Raw genomic sequence first — 17,081 nt, 5'->3', positions numbered from 1 at the left:
GGCGACGCTAGCAGGACACACCCGGCCCGGCACGAGTGGCCGCACCCGCTCCTATTCCTCCGGATCGAACTCGGCCAGCTCGATGCGGGTTTCGCCGTACCGGCGCGACTTGGCCGGGACGAAGCCTGCAGGCCAGGCTGTTTCGGGCGAACGCGCCGAGCGCTCCAGCACGATCAGCGCACCGGGACGCAGCCAACCGCGTTCGGCCAGCGCGCTCAGGTCGGCCAGCACCGCGGCGTTGTCCACCGCGTAGGGCGGGTCGGAGAAGACCAGGTCGAACTCGCCCGCCCCGCCCGATTGCAGCACACTGGCCACCGTCGCCACCCGCAGTTCGGCGCCCGGCAGGCCGAGATCGGCGATATTGCCGCGAACCACGGCCGCCGCCTTGCGATCGGATTCGACGAGCAGCGCGTGCTCGGCGCCGCGCGAGAGCGCCTCCAAGCCCAGCGCGCCGGAACCCGCGTACAGGTCGAGCACCCGCGCGCCCGCGAAGTCCAGCCGGGCGTCCAACGCGCTGAACAGCGCCTCCCGGACGCGATCGGAGGTCGGACGGGTGCCGGACGGCGGCACCCGCAGGCGCCGTCCGCCCGCCGTCCCCGCGACGATCCGCGTCATCCGGCCGACGACTCCCGTACCGCCAGTTCGATGAGCAGGTCACCGCCTTCGACCTGCTGCACGGCGCCGATGGCGACGCGGCCGACGATGCCGGCGCGCGGCGCGGTGATCGCGGCTTCCATCTTCATGGCCTCGATGGTGCCGATGGTGTCGCCCGCCGCGACCGAATCGCCCTCGGACACCGCGAGAGTGACGACACCGGCGAACGGCGCCGCGACATGACCCGGGTTGGCCTTGTCGGCCTTCTCCGCCGCCGGGATCTCGCTGGCGATCGACCGGTCGCGCACCGACACCGGCCGCAGCTGCCCGTTGAGGATGCACATCACCGTGCGCATGCCGCGCTCGTCGGGCTCGGAGATCGCTTCCAGGCCGATGAGCAGGGTGACGCCCTTCTCCAGCTGCACCCGGTGTTCCTCGCCGCGGCGCAGGCCGTAGAAGAACTGGTTGGCCGACAACCCGGAGGTGTCGCCGTACTTCTCGCGGTGGGCGAGGAATTCGGCCGTCGGGCCGGGGAACAGCAACCGGTTCAACGTCGCCCGCCGCTCCTCGGAGCTGCCTGCGAGGCCCTTCTCGTCCGCGGGCGTCAACGGGGTTTCCGGCTTGGCCGCGCCGCGCCCGGCCAGCGCCTTGGTGCGGAACGGTTCGGGCCAGCCACCGGCGGGTGTGCCCAGTTCACCGCGCAGGAAGCCGATCACCGAATCCGGGATGTCGTAGCGGCCCGGGTCGGCGGCGAAGTCCTCGACGTCGACGCCGGTGCCGACCAGGGCCAGCGCCAGGTCGCCGACGACCTTCGAGGACGGGGTGACCTTCACCAAACGGCCCAGCAGCCGGTCTGCGGCGGCGTACTTCGCCTCGACCTCCTCGAACCGGTCGCCCAACCCGAGCGCGATGGCCTGCTGGCGCAGGTTGGACAGCTGCCCGCCGGGGATCTCGTGGGTGTAGACCCGGCCGGTCGGCGCGGGCAGACCGGACTCGAACGGCGCGTACACCTTCCGCAGCGCCTCCCAGTACGGCTCCAGGTCGCACACGTTCTGCAGATTCAACCCGGTGTCGTACTCGCTGTGCGCCGCCGCGGCGACGATCGCCGACAACGCGGGCTGGCTGGTGGTGCCCGCCATCGCCGCGCTGGCGCCGTCGACGGCGTCGGCTCCGGCCTGCCACGCGGCCAAGTAGGTGGCCAGCTGGCCACCGGGGGTGTCGTGGGTGTGCACGTGCACCGGCAGATCGAAATTGCTGCGCAACGCGGTGACCAGCTTGGTCGCGGCCGGGGCGCGCAGCAGTCCGGCCATGTCCTTGATCGCCAGCACGTGCGCGCCGGCGTCCACGATCTGCTCGGCCAGCTTCAGGTAGTAGTCCAGGGTGTAGAGCGACTCGTCCGGATTCGCCAGATCCCCGGTGTAGCTGATCGCGACCTCCGCGATCGCGGTGCCGGTCTCGCGGACCGCGTCGATGGCCGGACGCATCTGGTCCACGTTGTTGAGGGCATCGAAGATACGGAAGATGTCGATGCCCGTGGCGGTCGCCTCCGAGACGAACGCGCGGGTCACCGCCTCCGGGTACGGGGTGTAGCCGACGGTGTTGCGGCCGCGCAGCAGCATCTGCAGACAGATGTTCGGAATCGCCTCCCGCAACGCCGCCAGCCGCTCCCACGGGTCCTCGTACAGGAACCGCAACCCCACGTCGTAGGTGGCACCGCCCCAGCACTCCACCGAAAGCAGCTCCGGCGTCAACCGCGCCACATGCCCCGCCACGCCCAGCAGGCCGTTGGTGCGCACCCGGGTGGCCAGCAGCGACTGGTGCGCGTCGCGGAAGGTGGTGTCGGTGACGCCGACCGCCTTCTGCTCGCGCAACGCCCGCGCGAAACCCTCCGGACCCAGCCGCAGCAGGCGCTGGCGGGAGCCGTCCGGCGGCGGCACGCTCAGATCGATCGCGGGCAGTTTGTCGTGCGGGTACACCGTGGTCGGCCGCTCGCCGTGCGGCTTGTTCACCGTGACGTCGGCCAGGTAGTCGAGGATCTTGGTGCCGCGGTCGGCGGACCTGCGCAGGGTCAGCAGCTGCGGACGCTCGTCGATGAACGAGGTGGTGATCCGCCCCGCCCTGAAGTCGGGATCGTCCAGCACCGCGAGCAGGAACGGAATATTGGTGGCCACGCCGCGAATCCGGAATTCCGCCAGCGCCCGGCTCGCCCGCGCCACCGCGGCGCTGAAGTCGCGGCCCCGGCAGGTGAGCTTGACCAGCATGGAGTCGAAGTAGGCGCCGATCTCTGCGCCCAGGTTCGCGCCGCCGTCCAGGCGGATGCCCGCGCCGCCGGGCGTGCGGTAGGCGGTGATGCGGCCGGTGTCGGGGCGGAATCCGTTGGCCGGGTCCTCGGTCGTGATCCGGCACTGCAAGGCCGCGCCGCGGATCGTCACGGCGTCCTGGCTCAGACCCAGTTGCTCGAGCGTCTCGCCCGCCGCGATGCGCAGCTGCGACTGCACCAGGTCGACGTCGGTGATCTCCTCGGTCACCGTGTGCTCCACCTGGATACGCGGGTTCATCTCGATGAAGACATGGTTGCCGCGCTCGTCCAGCAGGAATTCCACGGTGCCCGCGCACGAGTAGCCGATCTGCCTGGCGAAGGCGACCGCGTCCGCGCAGATCCGCTCGCGTAATGCGGGGTCCAAATTCGGCGCGGGCGCCAGCTCGATCACTTTCTGGTGCCGCCGCTGCACCGAGCAGTCCCGCTCGAACAGGTGCATGACATTCCCGTGCTGATCAGCCAGGATCTGCACCTCGATATGGCGGGGGTTCACCACGGCCTGCTCCAGGAACACCGTCGGATCGCCGAACGCCGACTCCGCTTCCCGCGAGGCCGCCTCGATCGATTCGCGCAGCTGGTCGGGCGCGGCGACCCGGCGCATTCCGCGCCCGCCGCCACCGGCGACCGCCTTGACGAAGATCGGGTATTCCAGTTCCCGCGCCGCCGCCAGCAACTCTTCCACGTCCGACGACGGTGCGCTCGAACGCAACACCGGCAACCCGGCGGCCTTCGCCGCCTCGATCGCCCGCGCCTTGTTACCGGCCAGTTCGAGCACTTCGGCCGACGGTCCGATGAAGGTGATGCCCTCCCGCGCGCACGCCGCCGCCAGATCCGGGTTCTCCGACAGGAACCCGTAGCCCGGGTAGATCGCGTCCGCGCCCGCCGACTTGGCCGCCTCGATGATCGCCTCGATCGACAGGTAGGCCCGCACCGGATGGCCCGGCTCGCCGATCTGGTACGACTCCGCCGCCTTCAACCGATGGACCGAATTGCGGTCCTCGTACGGGAACACGGCGACCGTCCCGATGCCGAGTTCGTAGGCCGCGCGGAAGGCGCGGATGGCGATCTCGCCACGGTTGGCAACCAAGACTTTCGAGAACATTGACCTAAGGTACCCGGCCGCGTGAACCGCACCGACACAGAAGCCCCCTTCGCAAACCTCTTCACAAGACCGACTAGCACCGTTGCGAAGTTGCGTTCACCGGCCCGACACATGGGCGCCGCGGCAGCAACCGATGTGCTGTCCGGAGGCCGGGATCGGTGCGGAGGTCCGAGGGCGTGGGCCGTCGAACAGGTGCCCGATGGCCGAGCGCGGCATCGAGCCGAGTTCGCCTGACCCGCGTCCGCACCTGCGGACCAGGCGAACGGCGAGTTCGAGAAGGTGGTTACCGGATGGCCCGACGTCCGGATGGCCGATGGAGCGATCCGAGTCCGCATGCGCGGGCGGGCCGATAGCCGGAACGGGAAGCAGGCGCCCGATCGCTGCGCGTCGCGCGGGCCGGGCAATTGCCGGCGTGACATCCCTCGCGATCTGCTCGCCTCGCCGCGTCCTATGCTGAGTGGGCAGCTGGTTCACCGCAGCACGACGAGATGGAGCCCCGACGTCGCGCGACGGAGTCGAGCCCGCCCGTGCGGCGACGTCACGGCGGGTGAGAGGGAACCCGGTGGGAATCCGGGACTGTCCCGCAGCGGTATGCAGGAACGACCGCCGTCACCAGGCACTGAGTTCACCGAGCCGGAAGGCTCCGCGACTCGGGAAGCGACGGCCAGTAGGTCGGCCATCGGGAGCTATCCGGCGTATGCCGGCCCGCACGGCCGGTGCCCGCGAGTCCGAAGACCTGCCAGCCGTGCCGGGTACGCCGTATCCGGCGGCCACCGCCTCGTGGATTGGGCGCGCGGATCACCAGCTGACGTGTCGGGCTCCTCGGCCGGGAACATCACCGGCATGTCACCGGGTTCTCCGCCTGCCCGTATGGCGATGGCTTTCGTCCTCAGCAATGGAGAAACATCGTGACTGTTGCACAGCAAAAGCCGTTCACCGCGACGGTTCTCGGGCTTCCACGAGTGGGGCCGCGGCGCGAACTGAAGCGGGCCACCGAGGCCTATTGGGCAGGCAAGATCGACGCCGGTCGGTTGCACGCCGTGGCGCGCGAACTCCGGCACGCCCAGTTCGCCGAATTACAAGCCGCGGGCTTGGACTCCATTCCGGTCGGTACGTTCTCCTACTACGACCAGATGCTCGACACGGCCGAGTTGCTCGGCGCGTTGCCGCCCCGGGTCGCAGGGATCACGGACCCGCTGGAGCGGTACTTCGCCGCCGCACGCGGCACCGACGCCGTCGAACCCTTGGAGATGACCAAGTGGTTCGACACGAATTACCACTACCTGGTACCGGAGATCGGCCCGGACACCTCCTTCTCGCTGCACCCGGACAAGCTGCTGGCGGAACTGCGCGAAGCGCTCGAACTGGGCGTGCCCGCGCGTCCGGTGGTGATCGGGCCGATCACCTTCCTGAAGCTGGCGAAGGCGACCGGCGGTTCGGCGCTGGCCCGGCTGATCGAGTTGCTGCCGTTGTACCGGGAGCTGCTGCGCAGGCTCGCCGTCGCCGGCGCCGAGTGGGTGCAGATCGACGAGCCTGCGCTGGTCACCGACCTCACGGCGGAGGAGATCGGCTTGGTGCAGGTCACCTACGAGGAACTGGCCGACGCCGCCGAGCGCCCTGCGGTGCTCGTCGCGACCTACTTCGGGCAGCCGGGTGCCGCACTGCCGGCGCTGGCGAGCACGGGGATAGAGGGGGTCGCCCTCGACTTCACCGCGGGCGCCGACATCTCCACCATTTCCGCGCTGGCGGGCAAGCTGGTCGTCGCGGGGGTCGTGGACGGTCGCAATGTATGGCGCACCGATCTCGACCGGGCCGTCGCCACACTCGGCGCCTTGTCGGAATCCGCTGCGCCTGTGGCGGTTTCGAGTTCCTGCTCGTTGCTGCACGTACCGTACTCGCTGGCCGCGGAAACCGGGCTGGACGAGCGACTGCGGTCCTGGCTGGCGTTCGGCGCGGAGAAGGTCGCGGAGGTACGCCTGCTCGCGACCGGATTGACCCAGGGCACGGAGGCGATCGCCGCCGAGTTGGCCGAGGTGCGCGCGGCGCTGGCGTCGCGCAGGTCGGATCCGCGGCTGAACGATCCGCGGGTGCGGGCCGCACTGGCCGCGCTCGGGCCGGACGCCGACCGCCGCGCGCCCGCCGAACAACGCCGGGAACTGCAACGGGACCGTTTGCGGCTGCCCGCGCTGCCGACCACGACGATCGGTTCCTACCCGCAGACCTCGGCCATCCGGTTGGCGCGCGCCGCGCTGCGCAAAGGCGAGATCGATCGAGCGGAGTACGTGCGCCGGATGCGCGCGGAGATCGCGGACGTCATCGCGCTGCAGGAGGAGCTGGGGCTGGACGTGCTCGTGCACGGCGAGCCGGAACGCAACGACATGGTGCAGTACTTCGCCGAGCAACTCGACGGGTTCGCGACGACCGAGCAGGGGTGGGTGCAGTCCTACGGGACGCGCTGCGTGCGTCCGCCGATCCTGTTCGGAGACGTCGCGCGGCGCGAGCCGATGACCGTCGAGTGGATCGGCTACGCGCAGTCGCTCACCGCCAAACCGGTGAAAGGCATGCTGACCGGCCCGGTGACGATCCTGGCGTGGTCGTTCGTGCGCGACGATCAGCCGTTGGACGAGTCCGCCCGCCAAGTGGCGCTGGCGATCCGGGAGGAGACCGTGGACCTGGAAGCGGCCGGCATCCGGATCATCCAGGTCGACGAGCCCGCCTTGCGGGAACTGCTCCCCCTGCGCGCGGCCGATCAGCCGGGATACCTCGATTGGTCGGTGCGGGCGTTCCGGCTGGCGACCTCCGGGGTGTCCGACGCGACGCAGATCCACACGCACCTGTGCTATTCGGAGTTCGGCGAGGTGATCGACGCGATCGCCGGGCTGGACGCCGACGTCACCTCCATCGAGGCGGCACGCTCGCGCATGGAGGTGCTCGACGACCTCAACGCGGCGGGATTCGACCTCGGCGTCGGCCCCGGCGTGTACGACATCCATTCTCCGCGTGTGCCCAGCGTGGACGAGATCACCGCATCGTTGCGCGCGGCGCTGAAAGCCATTCCGGCCGAACGACTGTGGGTGAACCCGGACTGCGGCTTGAAGACCAGGGGACGCACCGAGGTGGAAGCCTCGCTCCGCAATATGGTCGCCGCGGCGGCGGCCGTGCGGTGATCCTGCCCGCCGATCGCTGATTCGGTGCCCCCTTCGCCTGTCGAAGGGGGCACCGATCTTCCGCATCTCAGCTGGACTCCGGTTCCGGCCGAGGCGGTTGCCGCCGCCGTCGGGTGTACCGATCACACGGTTCTTCCCGCCGCGTCACCGGCAACTCCCGCGCCCGCGCCCGCATCCCTCGCCGCCACGCCGTATGACACCCGGAACAACGCTCCATCGGCTACCCCTCCTCACAAGTCGACTACGACACCGTCTTTCCCCTCTTGCCTACCTTCGACGCGCCTGCCCTCGATTCGGTTCCATCGATATGAAAATTCACTTCACAAATCCGAATGTCGCTGCGCCCTACTATCTTTCATCTCATGCCGACACAGCAGCACGAAGTGCTCGTAGAGATGTTCCGGTCGCGGCCGATTCTGGCGGCCGGTCTACTCACCGACGCGTTCGGCATCTCCCTACCCGAGTACGCCGACGCGCGCACGGGGTCATCCGACTACACGGACGTCGGCCCCACCGAGTTCCGGGGCGATGTCGCCTTGATCTGCACCGATTCGGCAGGAATCGCCGTGGCCGGCATCGTGCTGGAAGTGCAGCTCGGTCGTGACCGCTCCCGACAGTGGGCTTGGCCGGTGTATGTCAGCACTCTCCGGGCTCGATTGCAGTGCCCGGTCTTCCTGATGATCGTCGCACCGGACGCTCAGGTGGCCGCGTGGTGTCGCCGGACTGCAGAGTACCGATGACGAGCGGGCGAAAATGTACTATGACCTTGTTGTCGCGGCACTGTCGAAGACGGCCCGGCATCGACTGGAGGAACTGATGACGTCGACCTTCAAGTACGAGTACCAGAGCGATTTCGCCCGTAAGTACGTGGCGCAAGGACGCGACGAGGGGCGGACCGAAGAAGCGGTGCGAGCTCTCTTCCTTGTATTGGAAGCACGCGGGATCGACATCCCGGCGAGGACCCGAGCCGAGATCGCCGGGTGCACCGATCTCGACCAGCTCGAGTCCTGGACGCGCAAGGCGGCTACGGCCGAATCCGCGAACGATCTTTTCGGCTGAGGCTCCTACAGGCCGAAAGCGCGGTTGATGGCGGCCATGTCGAAGTAGTCGCGCCAGGTGGTGATGACGCCGTCGGCGACTTCGAAGAAGCCCATGACCGCGAGCGGGGTCTCGCGCCCGGCGGAGCGGAGGGTGTCGGTGCGCTCGTTCATCACCACGTTGCCCGCGGCGATCTGGTGGTGGATGTCGAAATCGATGGCCTCGAAGGTGGTCAGGAAGCCTGCGATGAAGTCGCGGATGGCGGCGCGGCCGACAATGGGCTCCATCGGAATGTTGTGGTAGACGGCGTCCTCGGCGAAGTACGCGCTGATCCGGTCCGGATCGGGATCGGACCAGCTTCGGCACATCGCACGCACGAGTTCGTCGGGATCGGGCATTCGTTCTACTCACTTCCTGGCGCCGGAGCGGGATACCGGAACCGATCGATTGAACCAAGCAATCGTTCGGTAGGGAAGGGTGTCCTCGACTTCCGCGACGGCAAAACCTCTCTTCGCACGCTACGCAGATCGAATGCATTGCTGGACACCTGGCAAAAGCAGAGTTTTGTGTGTAATAACGCGCGTTATTGCGATGATTGCAAATAATCGCAGCTACCATCGTGCACGTGCGCAAGATGTATGCGGGCGCCCGGCTTCGGCGATTGCGTGAAGAGCGGAGGATGACTCAGGCGGCTCTGGCGAAATCGCTGGATCTGTCGCCGAGCTACCTCAATCAGCTCGAGCGCGACCAGCGCCCCCTCACCATTCCCGTACTGCTGAAACTGAATTCCACCTTCGATCTGGATGTCCAGTTCTTCGCCGCGGATTCCGACGCCCGGCTCGTCTCGGACCTGCACGAAGTGCTGGTCGACGCCGCGGGCGGGCACACCGCGCCGCTGACGGAGGTGGAAGAGCTGGCGACCCGCCAACCGGAAGTCGCCAGGATCGTCGTCGCCATGCATCGCCGACTACGCGCCGCCACCGACCAGCTCGACCTGCTGTCGGCGCGGGTGTCCGCGCCTGCGGGCGCGCCCGGTGTGCCCATGCCTTACGAGGACGTGCGCGACTTCTTCTACGACCACCACAACCACATCCCACAACTGGACATCGCCGCCGAGCAACTGTTCGAGAACTCCGGGCTGACCATCGGCTCGCTCGACCGCCAGCTCGCCCGCATCGCCGAGGAGCGCGCCGGCGTCACCGTTCTGGTGCGCGGCGACGGCGCCGACCCCACCGTCCCCAAGCGCCACTACGACCCGGAGACCCGCACGCTCACGCTCGCTCGCCGGTTGCGTCCTGGCCAGCGCGCTTTCCAGATCGCGACGACGCTCGGCCTGCTGCTGTACGGGGCCGAGCTGGATGCCGTGCTGGCCGAGAGCCCCTCGCTCACCGGCGAATCCCGCACGCTGGCGCGCATCGGGCTGGCCAATTACTTCGCGGGCGCGCTGGTGCTGCCCTACGGCCGATTCCTGCGCTCGGCCGAGGAACTGCGCTACGACATCGACCTGCTCGGTCTGCGTTTCGAGGTCGGGTTCGAGACGATCTGCCATCGGCTCAGTACCCTGCAACGGCAGGGCCAGCGTGGCGTTCCGTTCTTCTTCGTCCGTACCGACCGGGCCGGCAACATCTCCAAACGCCAGTCCGCGACCGCGTTCCACTTCTCCCGGGTCGGCGGCAGTTGCCCGCTGTGGGTGGTGCACGAGGCCTTCTCCAATCCCGGCCGGATCCTCACCCAAGTGGCCGAGATGCCCGACGGCCGCCGGTATCTGTGGATCGCGCGCACCGCGGCGATCACCCCGCACGGGTTCGGCACCGCGGCGAAGAACTTCGCCATCGGCCTCGGCTGCGATATCGAATACGCCGACCGCTTGGTGTACTCGGCCGGGCTGCAACTGGACGACCCGGCGGCTTCGGTCCCGATCGGCGCGGGCTGCAAAGTGTGCGAGCGCCCGGCGTGCCCACAGCGCGCCTTCCCGCACATCGGCAGTCCGTTGGCGATCGCCGAGCACACCAGCACCGACCTGCCCTACCCGCGGCTCGGGCGCTGACCACTCCGATTCCGGCGAATTGTTCCGGACGACCACGGCGCGGGATCGTCCGGCCCCTCGGCGTGCGCGGACTCGAGACGTGACCTGGTTCCGGTCGGGCTTTTCCAGACGCCGGGCCCGAGACCGCTCCTTCGTGGGCGTAGACGAGGTCGCGGCCTTGAAACGGCCGCAGCGCTGCGGTTCATTCGCCGCCGTCTGACCAGAACACCACACACAACCGCGCCCGCCAGTCCGCCGTGCGGCGCTGAACTCTTCGGCTCCCCCAGTGCGCGTATCGGTGCGCCGCCGCCGCCACACACGGACGCGCACCTCGAAGCAGCGAGCGTAAGGGTATGGCGACGGCACCGCCACGCATGCACCCACACCTCGAACCACAGAGCGTATGGGCGCGGCGACGCCGCCGCCACACACGGACGCGAACCTCGAAGCAGCGAGCGTAAGGGTATGGCGACGGCACCGCCACGCATGCACCCACACCTCGAACCACAGAGCGTATGGGCGCGGCGACGGCACCGCCATACATGGACGCGAACCTCGAAGCGGTGAGCGTATGGGTGCGGCGGCACCACGCACGCATGCACCCACACCTCCAACCGCAGAGCGTATGGGCGCGGCGACGACACCACCACGCATGCACCCACACCTCGAACCGGAGAGCGAGCCGACGATCCGTTGCGGGGAGCAGCCGAGGATTTCGGCATACCGCGCGACCTGTGGCGGGAAGATCGCCCGTGCAGTCAGGACTTCGCCAGGTACTCCAGACGCTCGGAATCCACCGCCGCGTGCATCATTCCCGCGAGGCCGGGATGCCTGCGCAGCCCCGGGTCGGCGGCCACCACCGCGCGGGCGAATTCCTGCGCGGCGGTGATGACCTCGAGATCGTCCAGCAGCGACAGCAGCCGCAGCGACCGGGCCGTGCCGGACTGGGCGGCGCCGAGCACGTCACCCTCGCGGCGGGTCCGCAGGTCGAGCACCGCGAGTTCGAAGCCGTCGGTGGTTGCGGCGACCGCGTCCAGCCGAGCCATGGCCGACCCGCCCGGCGCGGCGTCCGTGATCAGCAGGCACAGGCCGGGGTGCTCGCCCCGGCCGATCCGGCCGCGCAGCTGATGCAGTTGGCTGACGCCGAACCGGTCGGCGTCGACGATCACCATCACCGTCGCGTTGGGCACGTCCACGCCGACCTCGACCACGGTGGTGCACACCAGCACGTCCACCGATCCGTCGTTGAACGCCCGCATCACCTGGTCCTTCTCGTCGGCGGGCAGCCTGCCGTGCAGCAGGCCGACCCGCACGCCGGACAGCGGGCCCGCGCGCAGCATCTCGAACACGTCGAGCACGGCCTGGGTGGTCGGTCCTTCCTTCTCACCGTCGCCGTTCTTCGCGCGCCCGTTGCGGGATCTGCCCGCGGTCTCCTCGTCGTCGCCGATACGCGAACACACCACGTACGCCTGGCGCCCGGCGGCGACCTCCTCCACGATCCGCTCCCAAGCGCGATCCACCCAGTTCGGGTGCTGTCTGCGCGGCACCACCTTGGAGACGATCGGCGAGCGGCCCTTCGGCAGTTCGGTGAGGGTGGAGGTCTCCAGATCGCCGAGCGTCGTCATGGCGATGGTGCGTGGGATCGGCGTCGCGGTCATCACCAGCAGATGCGGACTGGTCCCGGCTTTCGCCTTGGCGCGCAAGGCGTCCCGCTGCTCGACGCCGAAGCGATGCTGTTCGTCGACCACCACCATGCCGAGGTCGAAGAACTCGACGTTGTCCTGGATCAGCGCGTGCGTGCCGATCACGATGCCCGCCTCTCCGGTGACCGCTTCCAGCAGCGCCGCCTTCTTGGCCGCGGCCGACATCGACCCGGTCACCAGCACCACGCGGGTGGCGTGGTCGGCCGCGCCCAGTTCGCCCGCGGCGCCCAACTCGCCGAGCATGCCGCGCAGCGACCGATAGTGCTGCGCGGCGAGCACCTCGGTCGGGGCGAGCAGCGCGCACTGCAGTCCCGCGTCCACGACCTGCAGCATGGCGTGCAGGGCGACGATCGTCTTGCCGGAGCCGACCTCGCCTTGCAGCAACCGGTGCATCGGCTGCTCGCGAGCCAGATCGGCGGAGATCTCCGCGACGACCTGCTGCTGCCCCGCGGTGAGCTCGAAGGGCAGCCGCTGGTCGAACGCCGCGGCGATGCCGTCCGGCCGTGGCGCGCAGGCGCGCGCCCTGCGCCCCGACACCTCGTGCCTGCGCTCGGCCAGCACCAATTGCAGAGCCAGCGCCTCGTCGAAACGCAGCCGATCCTTGGCCCGATCGATGTCACCCTTGCGCTCGGGTAGGTGGATCAGACGCAACGCGTCGGACAAGGTGGGCAGCGCGCGTTCGGCGAGCAGGTCTTCCGGCAGCGGATCGTCGAGCGGATCGAGCTGATCGAGGACCTGACGCACGCAGGCGAGCACGTCCCAGCTCTGCACCTTCGCGGTCGCGGGGTAGACGGGGATGAACTCGCGTTCCATGAAGGAGGTATCCACGCCCGCCGCGCCTTTCGCGCTCTCGGCGAGGCCGCGCAGGTCTCCGCCGCCGCGCACCTTGGTCAGCGCGCCGACCGAGTCGTCCTCGCCCTCGGTCTCCGGCAGGATCAGGTAGCCGGGGTGGCTCAGATTCCACTGGCCGGGACGCCAGTAGTTCACGGTGCCGGACATCATCGCGCGCATGCCTTCGCGGACCACGTACTTCACTTTGTCGCCGTGGAAGAAGGTGACGTCGACGCCGCGACCCGCGCCGGTGTCGAGCACCACCTTCAGCAACGACCCGCGGCGGTTGCGCATCGGCCGCAGTTCGGCCTTGGTGATCCGTCCGATGACGGTGATGTGCGAGCCGTCCTCGGGCGCTTCCTCGGTGAGCGGCTGCCCCTGCGTCGCGTACCGCAGCGGGTAGTGCCGCAGCAGGTCCTCGACGGTCTGCATCCCGAAGGCGTCCGCGAGCGAGGCCGCCGCCTTCGCGCCGAGGATGTGGTCGAGCCGATCGCTCAGTGTCGCCATGCCCTACTCCACTCCGATCTGCACCGAATCACCCTGTTGCCCACCGGAATATACGATCACCTCGACACCGGGAAAGTGCCGCGCGATATACGCCGCCAACTCGTCGCCGAGTCCGTCCGGCGCCGCGGCGCCCATCAGCAGGGTGACCAGCTCGCCACCGAAGGCGAGCAGGCGGTCCAGCAGCGTCCGTCCCGCGGCGCGCACGTCGCGCTCGATCACGACGACGTCGTGCCCGGCCAGGCCGAGCCCATCGCCCGGTGCACAGGTGCCGACCATGGTGAGCGCGCGCTCGGTCGCCACGCGCAGCGATCCCCAGCGCGTGGTGGCGGCCGCCTCCGACATGGCGAAGGCGTCGTCCACCGCGATCCGCCCGCGGTCGTGCACCGCCACCGCGGCCAGTCCCTGCACCATCGACCCACTGGGCAACAGCAGCACGTCGCGGTGGGCGTCACGCGCGGCGACACCGACGGCGACGAGTTCGTGCGCGGGCAGCGCGCCGTTGGGCAGCACCAGCACCTCGCGGTTGGGCATCCGCCGGATCGCGGCCAGCAACGTGGACGCGGTGACGGGTTCGTCCGCCAGCACCACCGCGCCCGCGTCCTCGAACAGCGCCGCCGCGCCCGCGCCCGCGACCACCGCCAGAATCCCGCGATCGGCCGGAACTCCCGCGGGCGCCGCGCTCGGGCCGAGCGCTCCGGCCACCACCTGCGTCGAATCGGCGGCCGGGGCGGACCCCGCGATGCCGTCGACGCGGGTTGCCCCGGTCCCGAACGCACCACCATCGAATGGTTCGCCCGGATCTCGACCCGCGCCCCCACTGCGATCGGCGGCGCCGATGCTCACGTCGGACAGCTCGGCATGCGACGCGAAAGCGACGTTCTCGACGCGGATCCGGCTCAGCCTGCCCGCCGCGATGCCCGCCTCCACCGCCGCACCCGCGTCGGCGCAGTGCACGTGCGCCGACCATGACCCGCTTCCGTCGCCGACCACGACGACCGAGTCGCCGAGTTCGCCAAGACGTGCACGCAGCGCGGCCACTCTCCGCTCGTCGGAGTCGGTCAGCAGGTACATCACCTCGTACTGCGGTTCGGCCTCGCGAGCGGGCGCCGGACGCGCGGACGCCGCGGGCCGCGGGTACTCCGGCCGCGCCGGCGCCTCCCCTCTGGTCACGGCGACCAAGCTGTCCAGCAGCACGACCAGCCCGCGGGCGCCCGCGTCGACGACACCGGCCCGGCGCAGCACACCCAATTGGAACGGCGTGTCACCGAGCGCTTTGGCCGCGCCGTCGGCCGCCGCGAGCGCCACGTCGGCCAATTCCTGGTCGGGGCATCCGGCGGCCGCGGCGGTCGCGCAGTCCAGCACGGTGAGGATCGTGCCCTCGATCGGCACGCTCAGCGCCTCGCGGACCAGTTCCGAGGCCCTGGCCAGCGCGGCGCGCAGGTTGTCGGCCGTGAACGGACCGCGGTGCACCGTGTCGGCGACGCCGCGCAGCACCTGGGACAGGATGATGCCGGAATTGCCGCGGGCGCCGACCGTCGCGCCGTGCGCCATCGCGACGGCGACGGCGCTCGCGCTCCCGTTCGCCCGCGCGGCCCCCTCGCCCGCCTCCACCGCGGCGCGCATGGTGGCGAGCAGATTGGTGCCGGTGTCGGCGTCCGGCACCGGAAAGACGTTGAGCGCGTTGATCTCGTCACGCCGCTGCTCCAGGCCGGCGAGACAGGTGCGGCCCCAGCGCAGCAATGCCGTGCCGTCCATCACGTCTCGCGCTGCGGACACCGTCACCTCACTCCCTTCCGCCACCCACGCGCCACCACCGCCCGCCAGGTTAGCGGGCGGTCCCGACAGGCGACCGGCAAGACCGCGTCATTAGAATGGATATGCCCGGCGACCGATCCGGCACTCGTTCGCGGGGACCGGTTTGGTGGATCGAAGGCGGCACAGCTACCCTTGCAGGGTTGCCTCGCGCGGCCGTCACCGGTCAGCGCTGGCCGGCTCTCCGCCGGCAGGGCACACACTCGACATTGCACGAGGACGCGCCGCACCGCGAAGGCGGCGGTCCCCACCATTGACATGAAGGAGTTCGCGACTATGGCTGCCGTCTGCGACGTCTGCGCCAAGGGCCCCGGCTTCGGGAAGTCGGTCTCGCACTCGCACCGGCGCACCAACCGTCGTTGGAACCCGAACATCCAGACCGTGCGCGCGCAGGTCGCCCCGGGCAACACCCGGCGCATGAACGTGTGCACCTCCTGCCTGAAGGCGGGCAAGGTCGCCCGCGGCTGATCCGCCCTCCGGCTGACCGGCACCGCCGGCACACGCCCCGGCACCCGTATCGGGTGGTCCGGGGCGTCGTCATGAGTGCGGGCCGCGCATGGCCGCGGTGACCGAGCGTCCGTGGCGGGTCCAGCCGCTCAGCGCCGAGCACGTCCACAGCCTCGCCGAATGCCACATCGCCTGCTGGCGCGAGGCGTACCGGGGGCTGGTGCCCGCGCACGTGCTCGACGCCTTCGACATCGGGCGGCGAGCCGAGCAGTGGGAGCGCGACCGGGCGCGCTATCCGGGCCGCACGCAGGTCGCGATCGTCGACGACGTGGTGATCGGATTCTCCAGCGCGGGCCCGCCCGGCGACGCGGACGCGGTGACCCCGCTCGAGCTGCACGCCCTGTACGTGCGGTCCTCCTGGCACGGCAGCGGAGTCGCCGACGAGCTGATTCGCGCCGCGCTCGATCCGGCCGCTCCGTGCTCGCTGTGGGTGTTCGAGCAGAACGCGCGCGCCCAGGCGTTCTACCGGCGGCACGGTTTCGTGCTCGACGGCACGCGCAAGGTCGAGGCATTCACCGCCGCGATCGAGGTGCGCATGGTGCGCACGCCCACGATGCACGCCGACTCCGCAGAGGACAGCCCCTAGGCGACATAATTCGGCCATAGAGTTCGTGTCTCTCCCGCGCCCGGATGCCGCGGACCACCGAGGGCTCGCGCCCGGACGCGCCGATTAAGGTGCAGAACATGACCACCAGCGAGCAAGCCGGGTACGTGACGACCGTCGACGGCGTCCTCCAGATCACCATCGCCACTTCCGCCAACGGCACATCCATGGACTTCGCCGGCATCAACGCGGGCACCGCCGCACTGCGCTCGCTCGGCTCCGAGGTGGGCGCGGTATTGCTGCGCGGCGTGGGCGCGAACTTCTGCGCGGGTGGCGACGTGCGCGGTTTCGCCGCGGCGCAGGACCGCTCGGCGCACATCCACGGTCTCGCCACCGACCTGCACGAATTCGTGCGCGCGCTGGACGCTACGACGGTTCCGGTGGTGGCCGCGGTGCAGGGTTGGGCGGCGGGCGCGGGGATGAGCCTGGTCTGCCTGGCCGACATAGCCCTCGGCGGACCCGGCACCAAACTGCGTCCGGCCTATCCCGGCATCGGCCTGAGCCCCGACGGCGGCATGTCCTGGACGCTGCCGCGCATCGTGGGGCGGGCGCGGGCGCGCGAGATCCTGCTCACCGACGCCGTCCTCGACGCCGGCGACGCGGTGCGCCTCGGCGTGCTGAGCAGGCTGGTTCCCGACGCCGAGATCGCCGAGGAGGCGCAGCGCCTCGCGCGGACCCTGGCCGCCGGGCCGCGATCCACCCACGCGAGCATCAAGTCGCTGTTGCGGCAGTCGGACACGGCGACTTTGAGCGATCAGCTCGACAGCGAGCGCGACGGGATCGCAGCGGCCGCGGGCTCCGCCGCCGGACGCGAAGGTGTCGACGCGTTCGTCGCGAAGCGCAAACCGGACTACGCCGGGCTCGCCTGAT

The 17,081-nt window shown here is 69.9% G+C and carries 12 protein-coding genes and 1 riboswitch; of the genes, 7 read left to right on the top strand and 5 right to left on the bottom strand.

Translation table 11 applies throughout. The annotated features are described in order from the left end of the window. Positions 1-51: 51 nt before the first annotated feature. Together rsmD and U3653_RS12005 are read right to left on the bottom strand one after the other, a co-directional pair. Entirely contained in the window at positions 52-615 is a 564-nt protein-coding gene (gene rsmD, locus U3653_RS12010; RefSeq protein WP_195078680.1) for a 16S rRNA (guanine(966)-N(2))-methyltransferase RsmD, read from the bottom strand. Continuing rightward, a complete protein-coding gene (locus U3653_RS12005; protein ID WP_195078679.1) occupies positions 612-4,016 on the bottom strand; it encodes a pyruvate carboxylase in 3,405 nt (1,134 codons plus the stop codon). The genes rsmD and U3653_RS12005 overlap by 4 nt, the downstream gene beginning before the upstream one ends. Positions 4,017-4,544: 528 nt before the next feature. After that, positions 4,545-4,774: riboswitch (cobalamin riboswitch) on the top strand. Positions 4,775-4,921: 147 nt separating this feature from the next. On the opposite strand from U3653_RS12005, the gene metE reads away from it, so the two are divergent. The 3 genes from metE to U3653_RS11990 all read left to right on the top strand — a co-directional run bounded on the left by metE (position 4,922) and on the right by U3653_RS11990 (position 8,242). Continuing rightward, positions 4,922-7,183 (top strand): 5-methyltetrahydropteroyltriglutamate--homocysteine S-methyltransferase, encoded by a 2,262-nt coding sequence (gene metE, locus U3653_RS12000; protein WP_195078920.1) that lies wholly within the window; start codon positions 4,922-4,924, stop codon positions 7,181-7,183. A gap of 362 nt (positions 7,184-7,545) precedes the next feature. Continuing rightward, on the top strand, positions 7,546-7,923 hold the full coding sequence (locus tag U3653_RS11995) for a hypothetical protein (protein ID WP_323124204.1): 378 nt from the start codon (positions 7,546-7,548) through the stop codon (positions 7,921-7,923). A 76-nt stretch (positions 7,924-7,999) separates the two neighbouring features. Next, positions 8,000-8,242 (top strand): hypothetical protein, encoded by a 243-nt coding sequence (locus U3653_RS11990; protein WP_323124203.1) that lies wholly within the window; start codon positions 8,000-8,002, stop codon positions 8,240-8,242. Positions 8,243-8,247: 5 nt separating this feature from the next. Here U3653_RS11990 and U3653_RS11985 read toward each other — a convergent pair whose 3' ends face one another. Next, positions 8,248-8,619 carry a nuclear transport factor 2 family protein gene (locus U3653_RS11985; RefSeq protein ID WP_195078678.1) on the bottom strand — a complete coding sequence of 124 codons (372 nt, stop codon included), beginning with the start codon at positions 8,617-8,619 and terminating at the stop codon, positions 8,248-8,250. A 227-nt stretch (positions 8,620-8,846) separates the two neighbouring features. Here U3653_RS11985 and U3653_RS11980 point away from each other — a divergent pair, with 227 nt between their 5' ends. Then, on the top strand, positions 8,847-10,268 hold the full coding sequence (locus U3653_RS11980; RefSeq protein ID WP_195078677.1) for a short-chain fatty acyl-CoA regulator family protein: 1,422 nt from the start codon (positions 8,847-8,849) through the stop codon (positions 10,266-10,268). Between the two features lie 737 nt (positions 10,269-11,005). Here U3653_RS11980 and recG read toward each other — a convergent pair. Together recG and U3653_RS11970 are read right to left on the bottom strand one after the other, a co-directional pair. After that, positions 11,006-13,288, bottom strand: coding sequence for an ATP-dependent DNA helicase RecG (gene recG / locus U3653_RS11975; RefSeq protein ID WP_195078676.1), 2,283 nt, complete (start codon positions 13,286-13,288; stop codon positions 11,006-11,008). Positions 13,289-13,291: 3 nt separating this feature from the next. After that, positions 13,292-15,043, bottom strand: coding sequence for a DAK2 domain-containing protein (locus U3653_RS11970; RefSeq protein ID WP_195078919.1), 1,752 nt, complete (start codon positions 15,041-15,043; stop codon positions 13,292-13,294). Positions 15,044-15,376: 333 nt separating this feature from the next. Between U3653_RS11970 and rpmB the strand changes: the two genes are divergently transcribed. From rpmB to U3653_RS11955, 3 genes are all read left to right on the top strand, one after another. Then, entirely contained in the window at positions 15,377-15,568 is a 192-nt protein-coding gene (rpmB, locus tag U3653_RS11965) for a 50S ribosomal protein L28 (protein ID WP_039799620.1), read from the top strand. Positions 15,569-15,656: 88 nt separating this feature from the next. Continuing rightward, complete coding sequence (locus U3653_RS11960; RefSeq protein ID WP_323124202.1) at positions 15,657-16,193, top strand: GNAT family N-acetyltransferase; 537 nt, start codon at positions 15,657-15,659, stop codon at positions 16,191-16,193. Positions 16,194-16,291: 98 nt separating this feature from the next. Next, positions 16,292-17,080 (top strand): enoyl-CoA hydratase/isomerase family protein, encoded by a 789-nt coding sequence (locus U3653_RS11955; RefSeq protein WP_195078675.1) that lies wholly within the window; start codon positions 16,292-16,294, stop codon positions 17,078-17,080. Position 17,081: the final 1 nt, after the last annotated feature.

Origin of the sequence: Nocardia implantans (assembly GCF_035544775.1) — a bacterium.
Lineage (GTDB): Bacteria > Actinomycetota > Actinomycetes > Mycobacteriales > Mycobacteriaceae > Nocardia > Nocardia implantans.
The sequence above is the reverse complement of the archived record's forward strand: the minus strand, read 5'-3'. Positions and strand labels throughout refer to the sequence as shown.